This is a genomic window from Candidatus Francisella endociliophora, from assembly GCF_000764555.1.
In the GTDB taxonomy this organism is placed as follows: domain Bacteria; phylum Pseudomonadota; class Gammaproteobacteria; order Francisellales; family Francisellaceae; genus Francisella; species Francisella endociliophora.
Map to the genome: position 1 here is coordinate 1,016,850 of NZ_CP009574.1, position 25,165 is coordinate 1,042,014.

Here is a 25,165-nt window from a genome sequence, read left to right on the forward strand (position 1 = left end):
TTTGATAGAACTTGCTGATATTTTTAAAAAATTTTATGCTATTGTACTAGCTTTATTATACTTTTTCTTAGCTTGAATAAATTCAATTTTTAAGTCTTTGTATTTAGATCTTATTGCCTTAAGCTCAGCCTTACAAAGAACATTCTCTTTTTTAGCTTTTAAGTACTCTTGCTTAGCACTATACATATTTTTAACATTAGCGACTAGCTTAGCATATTTTTCTTCAATACCAAGATGGAAAGATTTGCTCTTCTTAGTTAAAGCTTCATCAAGCTTAACTTTTGCCTTAGCAATTTCTATCAAATGCTTGGGAGTTGTTTTCAGATCATACGTCCAACCAATCTTAGCAAGTCCAGCAATAAACCATTTAGATGGATCTAAGTCAAACCATCTAATACCATTTCTATAATCACCAGCAAATGCATGATGATAATTATGATACCCTTCTCCACCTGTTACGATAGCAGTAATCCAACTATCTCTAGCTGTATTTTTCGTAGAGTATGGTCTTTTACCAATAGTATGTGCTAATGAGTTAATACAAAAAGTTGCATGGTGTACTAAAATAACTCTAAGTAAACCAGCTAAAAGAAGGAAGCTCAGAGCACTATGCCATGCTGCTGTAATAGTATTACCACTTAAAAAACCATATCCAAAGCCAATCAATGCAGGTAAACCAAAACAAGATAATATAGCTAAAACAGTATAATGCTTATGTTGAAATACTAATGCTTTATCTTTTAATAAATCATTTACTCCACGAATCTCTTGTACATCTGGAGTATTATGTCTTAGCAACCAACCAAAATGCGAATACCAAAAGCCTCTTGTAGCAGCATACGGATCTTTAACTGGATCATCTACATCTTTATGATGCTTTCTATGATCTGACGACCACTGAATTACACTATTCTGTAAAGCTGCAGTACCAAAAAGTAACAAAGTATAAGTCACAAACTTATTAGCTTTGTAGGTTTTATGAGACCAAAGTCTATGATAACCCATTGTAATACCAACACCTGTTAATGCATAGAAGATAATCAAAGCTACATAATCAGATGTTGTAAAACCATGAGTCATTGCATACCAAGGAACAGCGATTAACGCAACTATTGGTAACAGTAAAAGTCCGAAAACACTTTTCCAAACAATGCTACCTTCTTTTTCTATCTCTTGATCGATTTGATAGATTTCTTTTTTATTATTCATTTAAAACCTTTTTAGCCCTTTTTAATTGAATTTGTCTTAATGACAAATAATGAAACTTTTATTACAGTATAATATTAACATATTAGTTGACAGTTTAATAGTGCTTAATTAATGCAGCTAAATACTCTCTCTAGCCTTAACATTAATTTCTAAAGAAGAATCTTTCTGATTATGACTATACCGGTAAGCACCTGCAAGAGCGATCATAGCACCATTATCCGTACAGTATTGCATAGGAGGAAAAAATATTTCATAGCTTTTCTTATTAGATAAAATACCTAACCTATGGCGCAAAAGCTTATTAGCACTTACTCCACCAGAAATAACCAATCTTTTATTATTAGTTTTCTGCAATGCTTTATCACACTTTGAAACCAAAACATCTACGGCAGCATCTTGAAAGGCATAACATAGATTTGCTTTATTTTCTAACGAATGATCTTGTTCAGCATACCAAGTATTTAGCACTGCTGTTTTTAAACCACTAAAACTAAAATCTAAATTTGGTTTATTCTTCATTGGTCTTGGCAGTACATACTTTTTCTTATCAAGAGCAGTATCTGCAAGGTTTGCCACCTCAACACCGCCTGGGTATGGCATACCTAATAATTTTGCTGTTTTATCAAAAGCTTCTCCAGCAGCATCATCTATTGACTCACCTAAAAGCGTGTAATCTCCAAAACTTTTAACTTCAAATAACTGTGTATGACCACCTGACACTAATAATGCCACAAATGGATAATCTATTTCACTATCCGTATCGAGTAATGGTGATAATAAGTGACCTTCTAAATGATGTATAGCTAAAGTATCAATATCGTGTATAAACCCTAATGTTTTTGCAAATGTAGCGCCTACCATTAAAGCACCTACTAAACCCGGCATAGCGGTATAAGCAATACAATCAATGTCATCAAAATTTAGATTTGACTCTCTCAAAATTTCTTTAGTTAGAACATTAAGTTTTGCTATATGTTCTCTTGATGCTAACTCAGGAACTACACCACCATATTTTTTATGTAGTGAAATCTGGCTATATAAAGCATCCGCTACCAAAGTTTTTGATGAGAAGTCATAAAGAGCGATTCCTGTTTCATCACAAGAACTTTCGATACCAAGTACCAGCATTATTTCTTAGCGCCACCACTTGTTTTTGTTATTTGAATAAACTTCGTTATGAAAGACCCTAGTAGTAATCCCAGCACAAAAGCTATAGACATTAAAACAATTAACGGTAAAGTAGTTGTTCCAAAAATATAATCAAAGCTCACTCTGTCAGTATTCAATATAGATAATATAACAATTAAAATTATTGCTATACCAAAAAATATTTGCCAGAAAAGTTTTGCTATCATATCAAATATTAACCATAAAGTACTAATGCCCACTATAAGTAGACATTATAGTTGAAATTCTTAGAATAATAAAATTTATTTTATTGGAAATAATAGGAAAAAGAAATTTAGAAATCTAATGATTCAAGAGCATTTCTTAGAGATTCTTCAATATCATCATTAGTATCTTTTTCTTCGATATCAAAGTTCTCATCACTAGAAACTTCATCATTAGCTAGACCAGAGGCAATTGCTTTAAATGCAGCAGCATCTTCAACACCCAACTCTTCTCTCATTTTCTCGATCTTATCGGTTTCTTTTCTAACAGCTAGACCTGTACCTGTTGGTATTAATCTACCTATCAGAACATTCTCTTTAAGACCTCTCATCTGATCAACTTGAGAGTTTATTGAAGCCTCTGTCAATACTCTTGTAGTTTCCTGGAAGGAAGCTGCTGATAAGAATGACTCCGTAGATAGAGAAGATCTTGTGATACCCATTAATACAGGTTCAAACTCAATTTCCCTCTTCTCTTGCTCACGTAGAATATCATTTTCTTCTAAGATTCTAACAAGCTCAACACTCTCATTCTTAACAAACTTACTATCACCTTCATCAAGGACAATAGCTTTTCTTAGCATTTGTCTTACAATCGTTTCAATATGTTTATCATTAATTACAACACCTTGCATACGATATACAGACTGAGCTTCAACAAGAATATAGTCTGCAAAAGCTTCTAGACCCTTAAATTTAAGTAGATCATGAGGATCTGTAGGACCATCTGCCAAAACATCACCTTTAACTACACTCTCACCATCAAACACTACTAAATGACGAGATTTAGGTAATAGGATCTCTTCAACAATATGACCATTCTTATCTAGAATCTCAATTCTTTGCTTCTCTTTCGTATCTCTATTACCAAGCCTAACCATACCATCACATGGAGAAAGTACAGCAGCCTCTTTAGGACGTCTTGCCTCAAATAATTCAGCAACTCGTGGAAGACCACCAGTAATATCCTTGTTCTTAGAGCCTTCAAGAGGAATCTTAGCAACGACATCACCAACCTCTAGCACTGTATCATCAGATACATTTAGTACCGCTCCAACTGCTAAAGTTATTGATTTAAGTTCATTACCTTTTTCATCAACAACCTTAACAACAGGTTTTAAGTTTTTAGATGTAGTTCTTTGGGATATAGAAGTAATCTCAATAGTTTGCTGACCAGTTAGATCATCATAAGTATGCTTCGATGTAATACCATCAATAACATCCTCAAGAACAACCTTACCAGCAACATCAGTAATCAATGGCTGAGCATGTGGATCCCAAGTAGCGATTACATCACCGATTTCTACAGCTTTACCACTTGCTAGAGGAACATTTGCACCCATAGGGATTTTATGTTGCTCTCTAACACGGCCCATAGTATCAGAAACTATAATCTCACCAGCACGAGAAATTACAATCTCTTGGCCTTCTTTGTTAGTTACTGTTCTAATGTTTTTAAACTTGATCTTACCAGCCGTTTTAACTTTAATGTCAGAAACCGTCACACCAAGAGATGCTGCACCACCAGTATGGAACGTTCTCATTGTAAGCTGTGTACCTGGCTCACCAATAGATTGAGCAGCGATTACACCAACAGATTCGCCAACATTGACTTTTCTTTCACGAGCAAGGTCACGACCATAACACTTAGCACATAAACCTCTACGAGTATTACATGTAATAGGCGATCTAACTTTGATCATATCAATACCATTATCATCAAGCAATTCAACTAGATTCTCATCTAATAAAGTGCCTTCTTCTAATAGTACAATACCTTTCTCTGTTACAACATCAGCCGCCAAAGTTCTACCAAGAGCTCTCTCTGCCAGAGGCACTTTAACCTCACCATCTTCAACGATAGCTGAGAACATTAGACCTTCATCAGTACCACAATCTTCTTCAATAACAACAAGATCCTGAGCAACATCAACAAGTCTACGAGTTAAGTAACCTGCGTTTGCTGTCTTAAGTGCTGTATCTGCAAGACCTTTACGAGCACCATGGGTAGATGTAAAGTACTGCAATACTGACAAACCTTCTCTAAAGTTTGCCGTAATTGCAGTTTCAATCATCGTTCCATCTGGTTTAGCCATTAGACCACGCATACCAGCAAGCTGTCTCATTTGGTTATAAGAACCCCTTGCACCAGAGTTAGCCATCATATATACAGAATTAAATGATTCAACTTCTTTCTCTTCACCATCAACCATTACAGTATCTTTAGAAATTTCTTCCATCATAGCGGCTCCAACTTCATCAGAAGTTTTACCCCAAATATTGATGATATTGTTATATCTTTCATTCTCTGTAATTAATGAAGACTGATATTGCTCTGTAATATGTTTAATTTCTTTTTCTGCTTCTTCTACTTTAGCTTCTTTATTATCAGGAATCGTCATATCATCAACACCCACAGAAACACCTGATAGCGTTGAATATTTGAAACCTGCATACATTAATTTATCAGCTAAAACAACAGTAGCTTTACCACCTAGCACCCTGAATGCTTGGTTTATAATTTTAGAAATTTCTTTCTTAACTAATACTTTGTTTAATAAAGAAAAAGATAGACCTTCTGGCAATATATTTAAAAGAAGTGCTCTACCTACAGTAGTATTAACTACACCTTTTTCATTATAAGTATTACCTTTCGTATCAAATACTTGTCTATCAATTCTTAATTTAATTTTTGCATGAATATCTACAGTTCCAGAGTTATAAGCTCTGCTTACGTCATCATAACCTGAGAATAATTTACCTTCTCCACGCGCACCTTCTCTTTCTCTAGTGATATAATATAAACCTAATACAATATCCTGAGTTGGAGTAATAATCGGTTGACCAGATGCTGGTGATAGGATGTTATTTGTAGACATCATTAACACACGAGCCTCTAACTGAGATTCAACAGTTAAAGGTACGTGAACAGCCATTTGGTCACCATCAAAGTCAGCGTTAAATGCCGCACAAACTAGAGGGTGCAGCTGTATAGCTTTACCTTCAATAAGTTTAGGTTCAAATGCCTGAATACCTAGTCTATGTAGTGTAGGGGCACGGTTTAAAAGTACCGGATGTTCATTAATAACAATTTCTAGAATATCCCATACAGCAGCTTCTTCAAGCTCAACCATTCTCTTAGCTTGTTTAATAGTAGTTGCATAGCCACCTAGTCTTAACTTAGAGTACACAAATGGTTTGAATAGCTCTAAAGCCATCTTCTTAGGAAGACCACACTCATGTAATCTTAAAGATGGGCCTACAGTAATTACAGAACGTCCAGAATAATCAACACGTTTACCAAGTAGGTTTTGACGGAAACGACCTTGCTTACCTTTAATCATATCTGCTAAAGATTTAAGTGGGCGTTTGTTGGAACCAGTTACAGCTCTACCTCTTCTACCATTATCTAGTAACGCATCAACTGATTCTTGAAGCATTCTTTTTTCATTTCTAACAATAATATCTGGAGCATTAAGATCTAATAGTTTTTTCAACCTATTATTTCTATTGATTACTCTACGATATAAATCATTTAGATCAGAAGTTGCAAATCTACCACCTTCGATTGGTACAAGCGGTCTTAAATCTGGCGGAAGAACTGGCAATACTGTCATTACCATCCACTCAGGTTTATTACCAGATGCTTGGAAAGTTTCAAGAAGTCTCAATCTTTTAATAGCTTTTTCTTTTTTAGCTGTAGATTTACTTTCTGCATATTCTGCTTGTAAAGTTTCTATCTCAGACTCAAGATCCGTATCTGATAGTAAATCTCTAATAGCCTCAGCACCCATAGATGCTTCAAATTCATAGCCATAATTTTCTAGAGCTTCTGCATACTCTTCATCTGTAAGAAGCTGCTTTTTCTCTAATGGAGTCATACCAGGGTCTGTAACAATATATGACTCAAAATATAATACTTTTTCTACATTCTTTAACGGCATATCTAAGAACAAGCCAATTCTAGAAGGTAGTGATTTCAAGTACCAAATATGTACAACAGGACATACTAAATCAATATGACCCATTCTTTCTCTTCGTACGGAAGCTTTTTCAACTTCAACACCACAACGCTCACATACTACGCCACGATGCTTAAGTCTTTTGTACTTACCACAAAGACACTCATAATCTTTTACAGGACCAAAGATTTTAGCACAGAATAAACCATCTCTTTCTGGTTTAAATGTTCTATAGTTAATAGTTTCAGGTTTTTTAACTTCACCATGAGACCATGAACGAACAACCTCTGGAGATGCTAAAGATATTTTAATAATATCAAACTTTTTACTATTGTAATTTTGATGTAGGATACCGTTATTCACAGGTAATTCTCCTATACTTTTATTTTAATAACAAAAATAAGTAGCTTATTTAAGATGCTTATTCTTCCTCAGATGAATAGTCAAAATCCATATCGATACCTAACGCTCTTACTTCATTTCGTAATACGTTAAACGACTCTGGAACATCAACATTCATAGTTAACTTACCATCAACTATATTCTTATACATTTTCGATCTACCAGCTATATCATCTGACTTAACTGTTAACATTTCTCTTAGTGTATAAGCAGCACCATATGCCTGTAATGCCCAAACCTCCATTTCACCGAATCTCTGACCACCAAACTGTGCCTTACCACCTAATGGCTGCTGCGTAACTAAGCTATAAGAACCTGTCGATCTAGCGTGCATCTTATCATCTACTAAATGATCTAGCTTCAACATATACATATAACCAACTGTTACATTTCTATCAAATGCTTGACCTGTACGACCATCAAATAATTTCATCTGACCGTTAGTCGCAAAACCACCTATTTTAAGAAGCTCTTTAATATCTTCCTCTTTTGCACCATCAAATACAGGAGTCGCAATTGGTACACCACCTTTTAGATTTTCACAAAGAGTAAGCACTTCTTCATCACTTAAAGCTTTAATATCAACTTTCTTGTCACCTACTTTATTGTAGACTTCTTCGAGAGTCTTTCTTAGCTCTGCAGCTTTTTGAGTCTTCTCAAAAGTTTCTTCGATACGCTTACCTAAGCCATAAGAAGCTAAACCTAAGTGCGCCTCTAGAATCTGTCCGATATTCATACGTGATGGAATACCTAGAGGATTTAGACAAACATCTACTGGAGTACCATCTTCCATATACGGCATATCTTCGATTGGTAACACACGAGAAACCACACCTTTGTTACCATGACGACCAGCCATCTTATCACCAGGCTGAATACGCTTCTTGATAGCAACAAATACTTTAACTGTTTGAAGTACACCTGGAGAAAGCTCATTACTTTGAGTAATAGATTTTTTCTTAGCTTCAAATTTGCCATCTACAGCAACTTTAGCTTCATCATAGTACTCTTTTGCTTTTTGTACTTTCTCTTCAAGTTTTTCATCTTCAAAAGATATTTCTAACCACTTAGAAAATGGTAATTTTTCTAAAAATTCTTTTGTAAGGATTGCGCCTTTTTTAAGACCTTTTGCTTTTAGAATCTTCGCACCAACGATATCTTTTTCTATTGATGGTCTAATTACAGATTCAATTACCGCAAATTCTTCATCAGAATCTTTACGAGCTTTTTCGATTTGCTCTTTTTCAATTTCAAGTGCTCTTTGGCTCTTACCACCTTTATCATTTTCAAAAACTTGAACATTAATAACTGTACCAGAAGTACCACTTGGCATTCTTAATGAACTATCAGCAACATTTGATGCTTTCTCATTAAAGATCGCTCTTAGAAGCCTTTCTTCTGGAGTTAATTGTTGCTCAGCTTTTGGAGTGATTTTAGCTACTAAGATATCACCAGCTTCAACATTAGCACCAATATGAACGATACCTGATTCATCAAGTTTAGCTAAACTAGACTCACTTACATTTGGGATATCTGCTGTAACTTCTTCTGGTCCAAGCTTAGTATCACGAGCCACACAAGTAAACTCTTCAATATGAATACTTGTATACTTGTCATCTTTTACAATTCTTTCAGAAAGTAAAATTGAATCCTCAAAGTTATAACCGTTCCATGGCATGAACGCTACCATCAGGTTATGCCCAAGAGATAGCTCACCAAAGTCAGTTGCAAAACCATCAGCTAAAATATCACCTGCTTCAACCTTATCTCCAACATTAACAATTGGACGCTGGTTAATACAAGTGTTCTTATTTGAACGCTTAAACTTAGTTAAACTATAGATATCTACAAGTTTATTATTTTTAGTCTTTTTAGTATTTACTTTAATAACTATTCTATTTGAATCTACTTCAGCAACTTCACCAGGATTTCTAGCAACAATACAGTTACCTGAATCTCTAGCAACAATCTTCTCCATACCAGTACCAACCAATGGCTTCTCTGATTTTAGAGTAGGTACCGCTTGACGTTGCATGTTTGCACCCATTAGTACCCTGTTAGCATCATCATGTTCTAGGAAAGGAATAAGTGCTGCTGCAGCTGAAACCATCTGCTTAGCAGAAACATCCATATACTGAACCCTACTAGATTCTGTAAATATTGCCTCACCACCAGAACGACACTGAATTAGATCTTCTACAAAGTGGTTTTTATCATCAAGCTTAGTTGACGCTTGAGCAATTACATAGTTATCTTCATCAATAGCTGATAAGTACTCGATTTCATCAGTAACTTTACCATTAACAACTTTTCTGTATGGTGCTTCTAAGAAACCATAATCATTAACTCTTGCGTAACTTGCTAATGAGTTAATAAGACCAATGTTTGGACCCTCTGGAGTCTCAATTGGACACAATCTACCATAGTGAGTTGCGTGCACGTCACGAACCTCAAAACCTGCTCTATCACGAGATAGACCACCTGGACCTAATGCAGAAATTCTACGCTTATGTGTAACCTCTGATAACGGGTTATCTTGATCCATAAATTGAGATAAAGCACCAGACGTAAAGAACTCTTTAATTGCAGCTGTAATTGGCTTAGAGTTCACAATATCTTTTGGCATAAGCTTATCTTTATGCACCAATGACATACTCTCACGAATACCTTTCTCAACACGATAAAGACCTATTCTAAACTGATTCTCAACCATCTCACCAACAGAACGAACACGTCTGTTACCTAGGTGATCGATATCATCAACTTTACCTTTACCATCACGGATATTAATTAGTTCTTCTAATACGCCAACAATATCACTATTTTCTAAAGTATAAATATCTTTAGAAACTTTATCTGAGCCTAATCTAGCATTTAGCTTCATTCTACCAATATCAGATAAACTATATCTACTTTCAATAAAGAATAAACCTTCAAATAAAGCTTTAACTGAAGCCGCTGCTGGAGGATCTCCAGGTCTTAGAACCTTATAAATCTCAACCAAAGCTTCATCTGTATTTTTTGTAAGATCATATTTTAGAGTATCAGAAATATATCTGCCTCTTTCAGCAGTAATAAAATCGATAACCTCTAATTCAAGCATACCAATCTCAACACACGACTCAAGTAGACTATCCGTAATATCATCGTTAGCATACGCGATAACTTCACCAGTAGCTTCATTAACAATATCTTTTGCTACTCTAAGTGTGTTTACAAGATCAAGATCAATAGCTACAGAATCAACGCCTGCATCTTTGATTTTCTTAATATCTCTAGTAGTTAGCTTCTTATTCTTTTTAACTACTACTTTTCCTTGCTCATCTAAAATATCAAACTTAAGTAACTCACCTTTCATACCAGCAAGATTATCAAGCTTAAGAGCAAAGCCTTTATTATTAAAAGTAATTGTCTTACTATCAGAGAAATTCTCTAAAATTTCCTCTTGCGTATAGCCAAGAGCTTTTAAAATAACTGTTGCACAGAATTTTCTTTTTCTGTCAATTCTAGCCCACACAATACCTTTTGAGTCGAATTCAAAGTCTAACCATGAACCTCTGTATGGAATAATACGTGCAGAGAACGCCCCCTCCTCAGAGTCATCCTTGCTAAAGAACACACCTGGTGATCTATGTAGCTGAGATACAACAACCCTCTCAGTACCATTGATTATAAAAGTACCATTAGTTGTCATTAATGGGATATCACCCATATATACATACTCTTCTCTAATATCTTCTACGACTTTTTCTTTTGGAAGAGCTTCTTTGTTATATACAACAAGCCTTAATTTAACATTTAATGGAGCATCATAAGTAGCGCCTCGCACTTGACACTCAGTTTCATCAAATGTTGGCTCACCTATTTGATAATCAACATAATGAAGTTCATATTGACCATTTTTGCTTTCTACCGGAAAAGACTGCTTAAGCACCAATTCAAGACCAGAGTGAAGCTTACCCTTTGCTTCATTAGCATTCAAAAATTTTTTGTATGACTCTGTTTGAATAGAAAGTAAATATGGTACGTCTAAGATATGAGGAAGAACCCCAAACTCTTTACGAATTCTTTTTTTCTCAGCGTATGAGTAAGACATCAAAAACCCTCAAGATTTTGTTTACACAAAATAAAAAGCAAATATGAGTATATTTGCACCAATAATCTATGTATCTTTCAATACTAGAAAGACTAGAGGCCATATATCATGACCACTAGTCTATATTTCTAAAAAGTATATTTTAGAATTTTATTATTTAAGCTCAACTTTAGCGCCAGCTTCTTCAAGTTGCTTCTTAAGCTCTTCAGCTTCTTCTTTAGCAGCAGCTTCTTTAATTGTGAATGGAACACCTTCCACAGCAGCTTTTGCTTCTTTAAGACCAAGACCAGTTGCGCCTCTTACTGCTTTAATAGCAGCAATTTTGTTTGAACCAGCATCAGTTAAAACAACGTCGAATTCAGTTTGCTCTTCAGCAGCTTCGCCAGCAGCAGCAGGACCAGCTACAGCTACAGCAGCAGCTGCAGATACGCCGAACTTCTCTTCCATCATTTCTACTAATTCACACACATCCATTACACTCATTTCTGCAACAGCGTTTAAAATATCTTCTTTTGTTATAGCCATTTTATAAGCTCCTTTGTTTTTAAAAACTAATATTGTTTTACTATCTTCAACAGTAGCAAGCAGTTATTCAGCTTGTTCAGCTTGTTTCTTCTGAACTTCATTAAGAGTTCTAGCAAGCTTAGTGACAGGGGCTTGCATAACACTCATAAGTATTGCAATAGCCTCATCCCTTGTAGGGATCTTAGCAAAGTCATCTAGCTTCTCTGGACCATAAAGATCGCCTGCCATCACTAAATTCTTAACTTCTAAAGCTTTGTGGTCTTTAGAGAAGTTTTTGAATAGCTTAGCTGAACCACCTGGTGATTCCATAGAAAGAGCAAGAACCAAAGGCCCTTTAAGAGCATCTGCAAGACACTCAAATTCTGTACCTTTAACTGCTAAACGTGCTAAGTTGTTACGAACAACTCTTAAATAAACTCCAGATTTACGAGCTTCTTCTCTTAATGAAGTCATTTCATTAACAGTTAAACCTCTGTAATCTGCTACTGCTGCAGACAACGCTGAGGATACTTGTTCAGCAACTTCAGCAACAATCGCTTTTTTGTCCTCTATTCTAAGTGCCATTATCGACTCCTTATTTTATTGTCTACACACTTTATTTACCTATTAACACGATATTTAAAAACCAAAAAGGCTGTTTAAAACATCGTCTGCGTAGGAAAAATTAAGCCGAGTTTCCCCAGCTCCTACGGTCTTCGATCGCTGTATTTACATACAGCCAAAGAATTGCAAAAATAGATTCTATATGTTTAAGTCAGAAAAGTCAACACCAATTCCTGGACCCATAGTACTAGATACAGAAACTTTTTTCAGATAAACACCTTTTGACACTGAAGGCTTAGCTTTTTTCAAATCTACCAACAACTGCTCTAAGTTTTGAGTTAAAGCATCAGTAGTGAAATTAACTTTACCAATAGTAGTATGAATAATACCAGCCTTATCTACTCTATATCTAACCTGACCAGCTTTAGCATCTGTAACAGCTTTGGCAACATCCATAGTTACAGTACCAACCTTAGGGTTTGGCATAAGACCTTTAGGACCTAAAATTTGACCTAGTTGACCAACAACTCTCATTGAATCTGGAGAAGCTATCACAACATCAAAGTCCATATTTCCTTTTTTAACTTCATCCGCTAAGTCTTCCATACCCACAATATCAGCACCAGCTTCTTTAGCCGCATCTGCTGCAGGACCTTTAGCAAATACTGCAACTCTTACAGATTTACCAGTACCATTAGGTAGTACAGAAGCACCTCTAACTACTTGGTCAGATTTACGAGGGTCTACACCAAGAGCTACAGACACATCTACAGACTCAACAAATTTAACAGAAGATACATCTCTTAAGATATCAAAAGCTTCTGCTACTGGATATTTTTTCTCAGCATCAACCTTAGCTGATATTTCTTTCATTCTTTTTGAAATTTTAGCCATTATTCAACCCCTTCAACTTTTACGCCCATACTACGAGCAGAACCAGCAATAATTCTTACAGCAGCATCCATGTCCGCAGCTGTTAAATCAGGATCTTTTACTTTAGCAATTTCTTCTAATTGCTCACGAGTAATAGTTCCAATAAAATCTTTTGACGGATTTGATGAACCTGATTTTACTTTGATTGCTTTTTTGATAAGGAAAGACGCTGGTGGCGTTTTCATTTCAAATGTAAAACTTCTATCACTATATACAGAAATTTCTACCGGTACTGGTGCGCCTGGCTCCATACCTTGAGTTTTAGCATTAAACTCTTTACAGAAACCCATAATATTTACACCGTGCTGACCCAATGCAGGACCAATCGGTGGACTTGGGTTTGCTTTACCTGCTGCAACTTGCAACTTAATAATAGCTTCTACTTTTTTCTTAGCCATTTTATTTTCTCCAATTTAGGTTATTAACACTTATATTACTATAAGCTCCCCAACATCTTAGTTTAAACTAAGACTCTTTTTCAACTTGTGAAAACTCAAGCTCTACAGGTGTCGATCTACCAAAGATAGATACCGCAACCCTTAACCTTGATTTTTCATAGTTAACTTCTTCTACCACACCAGTAAAGTCATTAAATGGTCCCTCAAGAACCCTAACAACCTCACCAACCTGATAAGATTTTCTTAATCTTGGCTCAACTGCAGCCTCACCAGATTCCATAAAGCCAAGTATTCTTTCAACTTCCTGCTTACTTAATGGAATAGGTTTACCACGAGAACCGACAACTGTTAATACTCTTGGAACAGCTTTTATCACATCCCAAGCCTCTGTAGTAAGGTCAGCCTCAATTAGAACGTATCCAGGAAAGTATTTTCTTTCACTCTTACGCTTCTGACCACCCTTCATTTCAACAACATTTTCAGTAGGAACAAGAACCCTACCAAAATTATCTTGTAACCCAGCAATCTCGATATTTTCTTCAAGCTGAGTTTTCACTCTCTTTTCATAACCTGAGTGCACTTGCACAACATACCAAAGCATAGCCATTTTAAATTATCCTAAAAAGTATTGAATGAAATTTTCAAATATAAGACCAAATAATGAAATTATTAGTGCAAAAATTATAACGACCACTATCACCATAGCCGTTATAGTCATAGTTTCTTTACGAGTTGGCCACACGACTTTTGCAAGCTCTAACTTAGAAGCCTGAAAAAAGGCCCAAAAGCGGCGTCCCTGATTTGTAAATCTTGCTATTAATAATGCCGCCAAAACAACAATTACAGCTAAAGAAGTATTATATGTGGCGTATGCCGATCCTAAAGTATCTGAATACATAGTAACACCAACACCAGCTACCAAAACAATAGTAGCAAGCAACCATAACAAAATATTATTAGCCTTAGATATTTTAACTACTTCTGTAGTTTTAGTAGCGCCACTTATCCAAACTTTATTATTATTAAAATTCTGATTTTTTTTCACAAAAACAATCCTTTAAAAAAGTGATTTAACATGAGGGAATTATAAACGTAGGGTATAAAATAACATACAGGGAATATAATATCAAGAAAAAGAAGAATGCTTATATATTTCAGAACTTACGATACATCCACAAAGGTAATCTGCGTATGAACCTCTCCAGAAGCATCAGTAAATTGAGTTAAATTAGCTGAATACTTAGGGAACTGAAAAATCAGATCTGTATTATCACTACTTGCTCCTTCAGCATTACTAAGACTCGCGCTCATAATATTGAACTTGTATTTACCATCTACAATCTTAAACACCACCCCAGGAATAGCAACTTTAATCTCACTAGTGCCAACATATGTTGTAAATCCAAACTTCCCTAGGTATCCACCCAATGTTTTTGAATAGTCAGATAAAGGCACTTTATAATTTTTTGACCCTCCCGATGCTACATCAACTTTAAACTCTCCTATACACGGAGATCCACCAGTTCCACAACTAACCAAATCTCCTTCAAGCCATAGACCTCTAATTTTCACATCCTGATCAGTCTTATTAACAAACTTGATTACATCATTCGCATAAGAAACACCAGTTAGACCAAGAACACCCAAAGCTACACCTAAAACCATCTTTTTCATCAAAGACTTCCTTTAACTATCATTTAATTAATTAAAAAATAACATAAATAAATAAATAAATAAATAAGGATACTGAAACAATAATCTTGAGATAATTTTTTTGATAATTACAAATAAAAAAGGCGATGTTGCAAAAACAACACCGCCTTAATTATGTGGCAGGCCAGGAGGGACTCGAACCCCCAACTTGCGGTTTTGGAGACCGCTGCTCTACCAATTGAACTACTGACCTAATTTTTAAAACTCAGCTTACGCTAAGATTTTAGCTACAACACCAGCACCAACTGTTCTACCACCTTCACGGATAGCGAAACGTAGACCTTCTTCCATAGCGATAGAGTTGATTAATGTAACATTCATCTTAATGTTATCACCAGGCATTACCATCTCTACACCTTCTGGAAGCTCACAAGCACCAGTTACGTCTGTAGTACGGAAGTAGAATTGAGGTCTATATCCCTTAAAGAAAGGAGTATGTCTACCACCCTCTTCTTTTGAAAGAACATATACTTCAGCTTCAAACTTAGTGTGTGGAGTGATTGAACCAGGCTTACATAATACTTGACCACGCTCAACATCATCTCTCTTAAGACCACGAACTAGGATACCAACGTTATCACCAGCTTCACCTCTATCTAGAAGCTTACGGAACATCTCAACACCAGTTACTGTAGTTTTTTGAGTTGGACGAATACCAACAACTTCAACTTCATCACCAACGTTTACAACACCACGCTCAACACGGCCAGTTACAACAGTACCACGACCAGAAATTGAGAACACATCTTCAATTGGAAGAATGAATGGCTTCTCAGTATCACGCTCAGGAGCTGGAATATAGTCATCCATAGCTTGAACCAACTCAACAATCTTCTCAACATATTGCTCTTCACCTTCGATAGCTTTAAGAGCAGATCCCATAACAACTGGAGTGTCATCACCAGGGAACTCGTATTGATCTAGAAGCTCACGCACTTCCATTTCAACCAACTCTAATAACTCTTCATCATCAACCATGTCGCATTTGTTTAAGAAAACAACGATTTTTGGTACACCAACCTGACGAGAAAGTAGGATATGCTCACGAGTTTGAGGCATAGGGCCATCAGCTGCAGAACATACTAAAATAGCGCCGTCCATCTGAGCAGCACCAGTAATCATGTTTTTAACGTAATCCGCGTGCCCTGGACAGTCAACGTGAGCATAGTGTCTATTTGGAGACTCATACTCAACGTGAGAAGTATTAATTGTTATACCACGAGCCTTCTCTTCTGGTGCATTATCAATTTCATCAAAGTTTCTAACTGCAGAACCGTTTTTCTCAGCCATAACTTTTGTGATAGCAGCAGTAAGAGTAGTTTTACCATGGTCAACGTGACCAATTGTACCTACGTTTACGTGCGGCTTCAAACGTTCAAATTTTTCTTTAGCCATTTTTTACTCCATTTTTTTTCAACAAAAAACAATAAATGTGGTGCTCACAACCAGACTTGAACTGGTGACCTCTCCCTTACCAAGGGAGTGCTCTACCAACTGAGCCATGCGAGCCTATATCTCATACATTTTAATAATTAGAATTAGGTGGAGCGGGTGATGGGAATCGAACCCACACTATCGGCTTGGAAGGCCGAAGTTCTACCATTGAACTACACCCGCATGGTGGAGGGAGCAGGATTCGAACCTGCGAAGGCTGAGCCGTCAGATTTACAGTCTGATCCCTTTGGCCGCTCGGGAATCCCTCCCCTAAAACTTTTAGATAACTATAAAGTTTATTTGATTGAAAATCAAGCTTTTTATGCTTAATTATCGGGGTGTTTTTTTGCAAGAATCATTTTCTACAAAAAACTAGTGTGTATCTTACTACGCTTGATGCAAAATGTAAACACTACAAACATGTTTTTTACAAAACTATTGATTGTTTTTGTGCTCTTGTCATTGCTACATACAATATTTGGTTTCTTTCTACTATATTTTTATTAAGGATAATATCTTTTAATAAAACAAAAACTTTTCTATAAGTTGAACCTTGAGCTTTATGTGCTGTTACAGCAAAACCATAATCTAAATCTTTTTTAATAACATTTTCTTTAGCCTTATAACTTCCATCACGATTTATATCAATATCTGTCATCAATAAATTATTTTTACGAAATTCATAATAGATGCTCCACTGTCTATCTGCTCTAGCTACTGCTAACAGCTTATCATGTATTTCAGCATAGTCTTGAAGGTTTTCTTTATCACGAGCATCTATCACAAAGATATTTTTCTCCTCAAAGCCTTTATAAATTTTTGATTTCTCTAAGATCTTAACTGTAAAACCATAAAGCCCATTAATATTTTTCTGCCTAGCTGATACACCAACAACCTTATAATCCATACAGTTATTTATCAGAAAAGATTCTTTTGAATTACCCTTAATCGCGCGATAACCTGTTAAAACATCACCTTTCTCAACTAAGTTTGCATCTTCACCAAAAACCAAACCCCTAATAATTCTGTTTGATTGCATTACAGTTCTATTACGCCACGCAATTAATTTTGCATAATTAGGGTCTGTTTTTGCGTAAGAAGAGCTAAAGACTTTTTTTAGATGCTCGCGAAAATCTTCATTTGCAGATACAAAAACCAAACCATCATCTGAATTATTTAACAATGACTTTCTATCTAGTAAAAATTTCGGCAACTCTTGAGTTACTTCACGGAGCTCTTGGCTAAGAGTAGCAAGAGGATTATCATCAGATTGACGCATTAGAGTGGTTAACTCATATCTATTGTCAAGCTCAAAAATTGGGCTTTCTTGTCCACCAACTGGAGGTATTTGTGCTTTATCACCCAAAAATAGCACTTTTGTTGCTAAGGATTTATTTATCTCAGAGTCAATCAATTCAAAGAGAGCTTCATTAATCATACTTGCTTCATCTATTACAACAAGGCTATAGTTTTGGATTGTAGCTTTTTTGATTTGCCCAAATACTGGATCATTAGGATTAAAATCTTCAAGATTTATATCGGGTTGCAACCCTAATAATGAGTGAATGGTATACCCTTGTGTCGCCGTAGATTGTGAAATAACTACATTCGCTTTACGTGTTGGGGCCGATACTATTGATTTTTTTGAATACTCATCAAGGATTTTTTTAACAACGGTTGTCTTACCAGTACCTGCAAAGCCAGATAATAAGAAATACCTTTCCTTGCCTTTTAAAAATTTCTTTATTAAAGAAACTGATTCTAGCTGTTGATCATTAAGAAGTATCTTTTGTCCATTTGGAAGATATAAAGACTTACTTGAAGATAGAATATTTTTTTGCATTACTTATCTGCTTGAGAAAACCTCGTTATAACTCTAGACATAATCAACGCATTCGAAATTACAATCTCATCACCATTTTCATTATCAAGCTTAGTATACAAAAAACCTATAGATTTAACTGTACCAGTAACACCACCAAGATCAACTTTTCCCCCAACTTCAAAAGGCTTGCTAAATGCTAGCATAATACCAGAAGCAACAATATTATAAGATGATTTAAGCGACATAGAGATACCAAAAACAATACCTGTCAAAACACCTGTGATTGGAGATATAGGCACACCCAGCTTAGCCAAGGCAATAACAACTACTAAAACCAAAAATACAGTATTAGCCAAACTTGCTAAAAATTGCGATACTGTTTTATCATATTCTTTAAGAACATTATAAATAAAAGCTTTAAGGTGCTTTGACGCATAAAAACCAACCACTAGAATTACAATCGCAATGAAAAGGTTCATTATAAATGACCCACTATTATTTACCTGTTCAAACATTATCTTTACTCTCCTTATAAATTCTTTTTGCCCTAGTTAACACAAATATAGCTATACAACCAAATACAATACATATACTAGCACATGCAACCTCTTCAACAAAAATTTCATGTCTAATTTTTGCAAACCATGCATGTGTTATAAAAACAATATTTTCTATGATAAATAATGCCATACTTATAGCAAATACCGAGATACAGATAGAAAAACGATATAAAAAAGTACATATAGCAAACAACAATAAAAGCGGATAAACCACAATTTGTAGAATCTCACTAAACAGATCATAATAAGATCTAATACACCCAAAGTCACTTTTTAAAGTAACTATATAAATAAATGCAAATACAAAAAAAGTTGCAAACAATATAGGTGCTTTTTCACTAAACACCTTATCTGTAAATGTAGTATATTTATGCTTTGTAAATAGAAGTCCACAAACAGTTATAAAAGAAGCTCCAGAGATAAAACCATCATAAGAAAATGTATTCGCCAAATATATATGATGAACAACATAACCATAGCCACCTAGACAAAATAAGAATAATGCAAAACACATCCAGAAATGAATATTCCAAGGCTTTCTTTGTGCAAAGATAAAACTTAAGATTATACAACACATCAATAGCAAAAATGATATAACAAGCCTTAATAAGTCATCTGCTAAAACAGGAATAAAATTTAACTCACACATTTAATATTAAAAAACTCCATTTGCTTTTAAGAACAAATATAACACTGTCGCTAAAATACTCCCAACCACAGGACCAACTATTGGCACCCATGCATAACTCCACTCAGAAGAGCCTTTCCCCTGTATTGGCATAATAGCATGAAACAATCTTGGGCCAAAATCTCTGGCAGGATTTATTGCATAACCAGTTGTACCACCTAATGATAAACCAATAGCTATAACTACAAATGCAACAGGAATACCCCCCAAAGCACCCATATCAACAGGATAAGCTGTTACCATACTAGGGTCGTTCGGTTGAACTACGACACCATGCATAGTTAATATTGCTATAATAAGTACAAATGTACCGATAACTTCACTAGCAAAGTTTGAAGGTAAATGTTTTATAGCTGGTGATGTGCAATGAGTAGCAAGCTTCAAATCAGTATTATCAGTAGCTGAGTAATGAGGATAATACATAGTCCATACTAGAAGCTGTCCAGCCATAGCCCCTAAGATTTGAGATACAACAAAAGGCACAACCCAAGTCCATGAAAATTTGCCTGCAATTGCAAGTGCTAAGGTAACTGCAGGGTTTAGATGCGCTCCACTAATAGGTCCAGCAACAAGCACACCTAAGAATACCGCCAATCCCCAAGCAAATGTAATAACAATCCAACCACCATTGTGAGATTTTGTTTTATTTAAAACAACACCAGCAACAACACCGTTACCAAGTAGTATCAAAATCATTGTGCCAATAAATTCAGCGATACATGCTTCTAACATAAACAGTCCCTAGATATACAATTCGTCAACATTAAAGTTTTTAGAAACCTCGATAAAACTATCAACCTGCTGATTTTGCCAAGCCTCATCTTTGCCAAGCTCTTTTGCCATAAGTCTAGCAACAACTGGAGCAGCATCAATACTCGCTTTGATATCTAAAAAGGCTGCTCTAGTTCGACGAGCTAGTACATCCTCTACAGTTTGAGCTTTTTCTGCTCTGACATGATAAACAACTTCGGCTTGATAATATGGTAAATCATTATGCAACAACTCAAAATTATCAAGCTCTGCCTGAATTGCTTTGATATCTTCTGCATTTTTACCATAAACCTTTAATGGATAAGCATCTTTTGGATTAACGGCATCAACAAGCAACTCATCAGAAGTTTTTGAAATTTTTTGCGCAATCTTTTTAGTTTCTATAAAATCTAAAACATCTTGTCCCATTCTTCTAAAAATTGTCCATTTACCACCAACAACTGTTATTAAGCCATCTTTTGATTCAACAATTTCATGCTTACGCGAGATTTTAGATGTGTTTTTAGCATTTTTTGGAGAGACCAAAGGTCTCTGTCCACAATACACTGACTTAATATCCGCTACAGTAGCTTTTTCTTTTGCATACTGGTTAAAAGTTTCCAGTATAAAATCAATCTCAGTTTTATCAGCTTTTGGCTCAATGCTTGGAGCTTCTTTTTTAATATCAGTTGTACCAACAATTAGATGATTATGCCAAGGCAAGATAAATAGCACTCGACCATCTTCTGTTTCTGGAATTAAGATTGCATGCTCCGTTGGAAATTTTTCTCTATCAAAAACAATATGAGTACCTTGAGCAACAGATACATACTTATGAGAGTCTTGCTGGTTTGCAATATCTATAGTTTTATCTGTAAAAGTACCTGTAGCATTAACAATATGTTTGGCTGTAAATTCTTTTTGCTCTCCTGATAAAGTATCAACTACTTTTATAGTATCTAATTTTGAATCTGTAGAGCTAAATACTTTCTCAACCTTATGATAGTTAAGAGCTGTACCACCCTTTGCTTCAAAAGTTTTCATTAAAGAAATTAATAATCTAGTATCATCAAATTGCCCATCGTAATAAACTAGACTTTTCTTAAGTTTTGAGTCATCGATATTTGGTAGCTCTGCCAATGTCTGCTCTTTATTAAGATTGTAGCTTTTGCCAATTTTGTACTTACCTGATAAAAACTCATATAGCTTAACACCTATTGTGTATTTGATAGTTTCAAAATAACTACGCGTTGGAATCAAATATGATTGCTTATGAGTTAGATGTGGAGCATTGTGTAAGAATGAAAATCTCTCCTCAAGTCCCTCTTTCACTAAAGCAAAATCAAAATTCTCAAGGTATCTCAAACCACCATGAATTAACTTGGTAGATTTTGAAGATGTACCTTTACCAAAATCATAAGCTTCTAAAAGTAAAGTTTTGTAACTTCTAGAAACTGCCTCCACAGCACAACCAAACCCTGTTGCACCACCACCTATTATTATTATGTCGTATTCGTTTTTCATTTTTTTAAAATTCTTTTTTTAAAACTACACCGTTTTGCTTTACAATTTACCCTTCACATTTCGACTCCGCTCAATGACCTGAAGGGATATCTTATAACCTCAGTTAAACTTTTGTTTTTATATTAATGAGTCGCACATTAGTACGTTCTCTACAGACCCACCAATTATAGTATTAGTCGCACATTAGCGATTAGCATTTACTAAAGCCAATGAGTTGAAAATAGAACTGTCTGAGTTCAATATAATTGGACGAGTTTTCTATTTTCTCATTGGCTTAAAATGCGATAGCGTAGTGCCAGGCAGTTTTGCATACTTTTTTTGCCATGTAAAAAGCATGTCGTTACAGCTTACGCAGTAAGCAACGAAACTTTTATTATACTATCTACTCAGCCCAAGCTTTACTTCTTTCAACCGCCTTTTTCCAACCCTTGTAATCATGTGCAACTACTTTAGGATCTTTTTGAGGCTTAAAAGTTTTTTCAGTTGCAAGGATAGCTTTTAACTCTTCTTTATCTTTCCAGAAACCTACAGCCAAGCCAGCTAAGAAAACAGCTCCTAAACCAGTAATCTCATTAATCTTAGGCTTAGAAATTTCTGACTGTAAAATATCAGACTGGAACTGCATTAAGAAATTGTTTTGCACAGCTCCCCCGTCGACACGAAGGCCAGCCAAATCAAGACCTGTATCCTCTTTCATACAATCTAAAACATCTTTTGCCTGATATGCTATAGCCTCAAGAGAAGCTCTGATAATATGCTCACGCTTAGTATCACGAGTAATACCAACAATAGTACCTCTAGCATACATATCCCAGTATGGTGTACCAAGACCAACAAATGCTGGTACTAAATATACACCATCAGTTGAATCAATCTTTGTCGCATAATACTCACTATCCTCTGCTGAACGGATAAGCCCCAAACCATCTCTAATCCATTGGATAACAGCGCCTGCGATAAATACACTACCCTCAAGAGCATAAGTTGGTTTACCATTCTCTGCCCATGCAATAGTTGTAAGAAGCCCTGCATCAGAGAATACTGGTTTATTCCCAACATTCATTAGAGCAAAACATCCTGTACCATAAGTATTCTTCGCCATACCTTCTTCAAAACAACAATGCCCAAACAATGCAGACTGCTGGTCACCTGCAACACCTGCTATAGGAATTCTTGCACCACCTAATGTACTCTCATGTGTATATCCAAAATCTCCACTTGAAGATCTAACTTCTGGTAGCATTGACGCTGGAATATTTAAATACTCTAGTATTTTCTTATCCCACTCTAACGTATTGATATTAAACAACATTGTTCTAGAGGCATTTGAAAAATCTGTTGCGTGAACCTCACCTTTTGTCATGTTCCATATTAACCAAGTGTCAATAGTTCCAAAAAGTAAATCTCCATTTTCCGCCTTCTCTCTAGCTCCATCAACATTATCTAAAATCCACTTAATTTTTGTTGCAGAAAAATATGCATCAACTAAAAGACCTGTGTTTTTACGGATATACTCCGCAAACTCTTTATCTTTGTTAATTTCATCACATATATAAGATGTTCTACGGCATTGCCAAACTATAGCGTTATAAACTGGTTGCCCTGTATTCTTATCCCAAACAACTGTAGTTTCCCTTTGGTTAGTAATGCCTATTGCAGCAATATCACGTGGAGAAACTCTAGCATACTCTAATGCTTCTCTTACTATACTACTTTGTGATGCCCAAATCTCCATAGGGTCATGCTCTACCCAACCACTTTTTGGATATATTTGAGTAAACTCATGCTGTGCAATCTTTTTTATATCACCCTTCTTATCAAAAATAATTGCTCGCGAACTAGTAGTACCTTGATCTACCGCTAGAATAAATTCTTTTGACATAATAAAATCCCTATATCAATAAAATGTTGATAAAAACATATTCCTTAAAAACTATTTTAAGCTTTTTTCTCTTTAATAAAAAGAGACAATATAATTGATAATAGCATTAATATTGGCAAAATAAATAATGCGTATTTAAATGCTTCTAACTGTTGCAACCCCTGATCAGTTAGTAATGAAACCATAAAACCTACAAAAGGTTGCAAAACAGCCCCACTCAAAGGTATAAAAAGGTTAACCATAGCAATACCTGTAGCGATATACATTGGACTGATATGAGTACGTAAAATTGTAAAATTAAGTACATGAACAGCTTGCATCCCTCCCCATAAAACACATAAAGCACACATCAAGATAGGATTAAGATGTAGATATACAATTGCTGTAACAATAAATAATCCAAATATAGAAGCTATAGTAAGCAATGCTTTTTGCTTATTCAGAACAGTAGCGACAACTCCCCAAATAGGACTAAATATTGCAATACCAATAAATATCATTGATGAAGCAAGTCCAGCATACTGATCAGCATATCCATCTAGACTTAAAAACCTATAACTCCACAAATCTGCAAAAAGAGCTGTTGTACCATAAATTGTAAAACAGAAAAAACCATTTAATAGAATTTGTTTAATCTTAAAAACGATAGGAATATCTTCAATTTTAGTATGAGTATCTGCTAGTTCATCTGTATCTTTTTGATTATGAGGCTCTTTAAATGGGATAAAGAAAATAACCGCAATAAAAAGTAATATTGAAAATATCAATATTACTGACATAATCACAGGAATACTAAAACGATCTGCCAAGATAACTAATGGCAATCCTGTAAGAGTTCCCGCTCCATACATAAGCATTTGAGTAGCTCCTGTAAAAAGTGGAAAAGATCTCTTTGGAAGCCATATCGCTATTGATTTTAAGGCACATAAGAATGCAAATCCTCCACCAACACCAGCAAGTATTCTATATAGGATCAAATATTGCTGAGATGTTGCTTGAGTTGCAATAAATACACCTATTGAAAACATAAATGTACTTACAAGCATAATTCTTTTAACACCAAATTTATCAACCAGAATACCTGCTGGTAACTGAGATGCTACATATGCCCAATAAAAAGCTGAACTAAATACACCTATTTCTGTTGAACTTAAATTATATGGTGTTGCTGAAAAACTATCATATAAAGAATTACCAGAAGCTCGAATAATAAACTCAAGTGCATAAAAAAATGCACATAAAAACCAAATTGTGAAACCTGCCTTGGTAACTTTTTGCATAAATAAAAGACTAAAAGGTAATTGATGTGTGAAATTATGGGCTAAAAAGC

Annotated in this window: 20 protein-coding genes and 4 tRNA genes; all 24 read right to left on the minus strand. The window is 35.3% G+C overall.

Features of this window, described 5'->3' with window-relative positions; all coding sequences use genetic code 11:
- Nucleotides 1-33: 33 nt before the first annotated feature.
- Nucleotides 34-1,209 carry an acyl-CoA desaturase gene (locus tag QI37_RS05105; RefSeq protein ID WP_040009135.1) on the minus strand — a complete coding sequence of 392 codons (1,176 nt, stop codon included), beginning with the start codon at nt 1,207-1,209 and terminating at the stop codon, nt 34-36.
- Nucleotides 1,210-1,326: 117 nt separating this feature from the next.
- Complete coding sequence (gene tsaD, locus QI37_RS05110; protein WP_040009137.1) at nt 1,327-2,337, minus strand: tRNA (adenosine(37)-N6)-threonylcarbamoyltransferase complex transferase subunit TsaD; 1,011 nt, start codon at nt 2,335-2,337, stop codon at nt 1,327-1,329.
- Complete coding sequence (locus QI37_RS05115; RefSeq protein WP_040010720.1) at nt 2,337-2,573, minus strand: lipopolysaccharide assembly protein LapA domain-containing protein; 237 nt, start codon at nt 2,571-2,573, stop codon at nt 2,337-2,339. Before QI37_RS05115 ends, tsaD begins: the two co-directional genes overlap by 1 nt.
- A 98-nt stretch (nt 2,574-2,671) precedes the next feature.
- Nucleotides 2,672-6,925 (minus strand): DNA-directed RNA polymerase subunit beta', encoded by a 4,254-nt coding sequence (gene rpoC / locus QI37_RS05120; protein WP_040009138.1) that lies wholly within the window; start codon nt 6,923-6,925, stop codon nt 2,672-2,674.
- A 58-nt stretch (nt 6,926-6,983) separates the two neighbouring features.
- The gene (gene rpoB, locus QI37_RS05125) at nt 6,984-11,060 is read right to left on the minus strand and encodes a DNA-directed RNA polymerase subunit beta (RefSeq protein WP_040009139.1); all 4,077 of its coding nucleotides are present in this window, start codon (nt 11,058-11,060) and stop codon (nt 6,984-6,986) included.
- Nucleotides 11,061-11,213: 153 nt separating this feature from the next.
- The gene (gene rplL / locus QI37_RS05130) at nt 11,214-11,585 is read right to left on the minus strand and encodes a 50S ribosomal protein L7/L12 (RefSeq protein ID WP_040009140.1); all 372 of its coding nucleotides are present in this window, start codon (nt 11,583-11,585) and stop codon (nt 11,214-11,216) included.
- Nucleotides 11,586-11,648: 63 nt separating this feature from the next.
- Nucleotides 11,649-12,149, minus strand: coding sequence for a 50S ribosomal protein L10 (gene rplJ / locus QI37_RS05135; protein WP_040009142.1), 501 nt, complete (start codon nt 12,147-12,149; stop codon nt 11,649-11,651).
- 177 nt (nt 12,150-12,326) lie between these two features.
- Nucleotides 12,327-13,022, minus strand: coding sequence for a 50S ribosomal protein L1 (gene rplA, locus QI37_RS05140; RefSeq protein WP_040009145.1), 696 nt, complete (start codon nt 13,020-13,022; stop codon nt 12,327-12,329).
- Entirely contained in the window at nt 13,022-13,459 is a 438-nt protein-coding gene (gene rplK / locus QI37_RS05145; RefSeq protein WP_040009147.1) for a 50S ribosomal protein L11, read from the minus strand. The genes rplA and rplK overlap by 1 nt, the downstream gene beginning before the upstream one ends.
- Nucleotides 13,460-13,526: 67 nt before the next feature.
- On the minus strand, nt 13,527-14,060 hold the full coding sequence (gene nusG / locus QI37_RS05150) for a transcription termination/antitermination protein NusG (RefSeq protein WP_081947015.1): 534 nt from the start codon (nt 14,058-14,060) through the stop codon (nt 13,527-13,529).
- Nucleotides 14,061-14,072: 12 nt separating this feature from the next.
- Nucleotides 14,073-14,504, minus strand: a complete 432-nt coding sequence (secE, locus tag QI37_RS05155) for a preprotein translocase subunit SecE (RefSeq protein WP_040009151.1) — start codon at nt 14,502-14,504, stop codon at nt 14,073-14,075.
- Between the two features lie 116 nt (nt 14,505-14,620).
- Complete coding sequence (locus QI37_RS05160; protein ID WP_040009153.1) at nt 14,621-15,133, minus strand: hypothetical protein; 513 nt, start codon at nt 15,131-15,133, stop codon at nt 14,621-14,623.
- 156 nt (nt 15,134-15,289) lie between these two features.
- A tRNA-Trp gene (locus QI37_RS05165) sits at nt 15,290-15,365 on the minus strand.
- A gap of 17 nt (nt 15,366-15,382) precedes the next feature.
- Nucleotides 15,383-16,567, minus strand: coding sequence for an elongation factor Tu (gene tuf / locus QI37_RS05170; protein WP_040009155.1), 1,185 nt, complete (start codon nt 16,565-16,567; stop codon nt 15,383-15,385).
- 38 nt (nt 16,568-16,605) lie between these two features.
- Nucleotides 16,606-16,681, minus strand: a tRNA-Thr gene (locus tag QI37_RS05175).
- Between the two features lie 34 nt (nt 16,682-16,715).
- Nucleotides 16,716-16,789, minus strand: a tRNA-Gly gene (locus tag QI37_RS05180).
- A gap of 1 nt (nt 16,790) precedes the next feature.
- Nucleotides 16,791-16,875 (minus strand) — tRNA-Tyr (locus QI37_RS05185).
- Between the two features lie 158 nt (nt 16,876-17,033).
- Complete coding sequence (locus QI37_RS05190) at nt 17,034-18,449, minus strand: ATP-dependent DNA helicase (protein ID WP_040009158.1); 1,416 nt, start codon at nt 18,447-18,449, stop codon at nt 17,034-17,036.
- Nucleotides 18,449-18,946: a mechanosensitive ion channel domain-containing protein gene (locus QI37_RS05195; protein WP_040009161.1), complete on the minus strand. Its 498-nt coding sequence runs from the start codon at nt 18,944-18,946 to the stop codon at nt 18,449-18,451. Before QI37_RS05195 ends, QI37_RS05190 begins: the two co-directional genes overlap by 1 nt.
- The gene (locus QI37_RS05200) at nt 18,939-19,640 is read right to left on the minus strand and encodes a hypothetical protein (RefSeq protein WP_040009164.1); all 702 of its coding nucleotides are present in this window, start codon (nt 19,638-19,640) and stop codon (nt 18,939-18,941) included. The genes QI37_RS05195 and QI37_RS05200 overlap by 8 nt, the downstream gene beginning before the upstream one ends.
- A 6-nt stretch (nt 19,641-19,646) precedes the next feature.
- Complete coding sequence (locus QI37_RS05205) at nt 19,647-20,411, minus strand: MIP/aquaporin family protein (RefSeq protein ID WP_040009166.1); 765 nt, start codon at nt 20,409-20,411, stop codon at nt 19,647-19,649.
- 9 nt (nt 20,412-20,420) lie between these two features.
- Nucleotides 20,421-21,953 (minus strand): glycerol-3-phosphate dehydrogenase/oxidase, encoded by a 1,533-nt coding sequence (locus QI37_RS05210; protein ID WP_040009168.1) that lies wholly within the window; start codon nt 21,951-21,953, stop codon nt 20,421-20,423.
- Between the two features lie 382 nt (nt 21,954-22,335).
- Nucleotides 22,336-23,835 carry a glycerol kinase GlpK gene (glpK, locus tag QI37_RS05215; RefSeq protein WP_040009170.1) on the minus strand — a complete coding sequence of 500 codons (1,500 nt, stop codon included), beginning with the start codon at nt 23,833-23,835 and terminating at the stop codon, nt 22,336-22,338.
- A gap of 56 nt (nt 23,836-23,891) precedes the next feature.
- On the minus strand, nt 23,892-25,115 hold the full coding sequence (locus QI37_RS05220) for an MFS transporter (protein WP_040009172.1): 1,224 nt from the start codon (nt 25,113-25,115) through the stop codon (nt 23,892-23,894).
- Nucleotides 25,116-25,165 lie beyond the last annotated feature (50 nt).

Excerpts from the sequence above, each read along its gene's own strand:
- QI37_RS05105 (WP_040009135.1), bottom strand. The coding sequence starts at position 1,209 with ATGAATAATAAAAAAGAAATCTATCAAATCGATCAAGAGATAGAAAAA.
- tsaD (WP_040009137.1), bottom strand. The coding sequence starts at position 2,337 with ATGCTGGTACTTGGTATCGAAAGTTCTTGTGATGAAACAGGAATCGCT.
- rpoB (WP_040009139.1), bottom strand. The coding sequence starts at position 11,060 with ATGTCTTACTCATACGCTGAGAAAAAAAGAATTCGTAAAGAGTTTGGG.
- rplL (WP_040009140.1), bottom strand. The coding sequence starts at position 11,585 with ATGGCTATAACAAAAGAAGATATTTTAAACGCTGTTGCAGAAATGAGT.
- rplJ (WP_040009142.1), bottom strand. The coding sequence starts at position 12,149 with ATGGCACTTAGAATAGAGGACAAAAAAGCGATTGTTGCTGAAGTTGCT.
- rplA (WP_040009145.1), bottom strand. The coding sequence starts at position 13,022 with ATGGCTAAAATTTCAAAAAGAATGAAAGAAATATCAGCTAAGGTTGAT.
- rplK (WP_040009147.1), bottom strand. The coding sequence starts at position 13,459 with ATGGCTAAGAAAAAAGTAGAAGCTATTATTAAGTTGCAAGTTGCAGCA.
- nusG (WP_081947015.1), bottom strand. The coding sequence starts at position 14,060 with ATGCTTTGGTATGTTGTGCAAGTGCACTCAGGTTATGAAAAGAGAGTG.
- QI37_RS05160 (WP_040009153.1), bottom strand. The coding sequence starts at position 15,133 with ATGAAAAAGATGGTTTTAGGTGTAGCTTTGGGTGTTCTTGGTCTAACT.
- tuf (WP_040009155.1), bottom strand. The coding sequence starts at position 16,567 with ATGGCTAAAGAAAAATTTGAACGTTTGAAGCCGCACGTAAACGTAGGT.
- QI37_RS05190 (WP_040009158.1), bottom strand. The coding sequence starts at position 18,449 with ATGCAAAAAAATATTCTATCTTCAAGTAAGTCTTTATATCTTCCAAAT.
- QI37_RS05195 (WP_040009161.1), bottom strand. The coding sequence starts at position 18,946 with ATGTTTGAACAGGTAAATAATAGTGGGTCATTTATAATGAACCTTTTC.
- QI37_RS05200 (WP_040009164.1), bottom strand. The coding sequence starts at position 19,640 with ATGTGTGAGTTAAATTTTATTCCTGTTTTAGCAGATGACTTATTAAGG.
- QI37_RS05205 (WP_040009166.1), bottom strand. The coding sequence starts at position 20,411 with ATGTTAGAAGCATGTATCGCTGAATTTATTGGCACAATGATTTTGATA.
- QI37_RS05210 (WP_040009168.1), bottom strand. The coding sequence starts at position 21,953 with ATGAAAAACGAATACGACATAATAATAATAGGTGGTGGTGCAACAGGG.
- glpK (WP_040009170.1), bottom strand. The coding sequence starts at position 23,835 with ATGTCAAAAGAATTTATTCTAGCGGTAGATCAAGGTACTACTAGTTCG.
- QI37_RS05220 (WP_040009172.1), bottom strand. The coding sequence starts at position 25,115 with ATGCAAAAAGTTACCAAGGCAGGTTTCACAATTTGGTTTTTATGTGCA.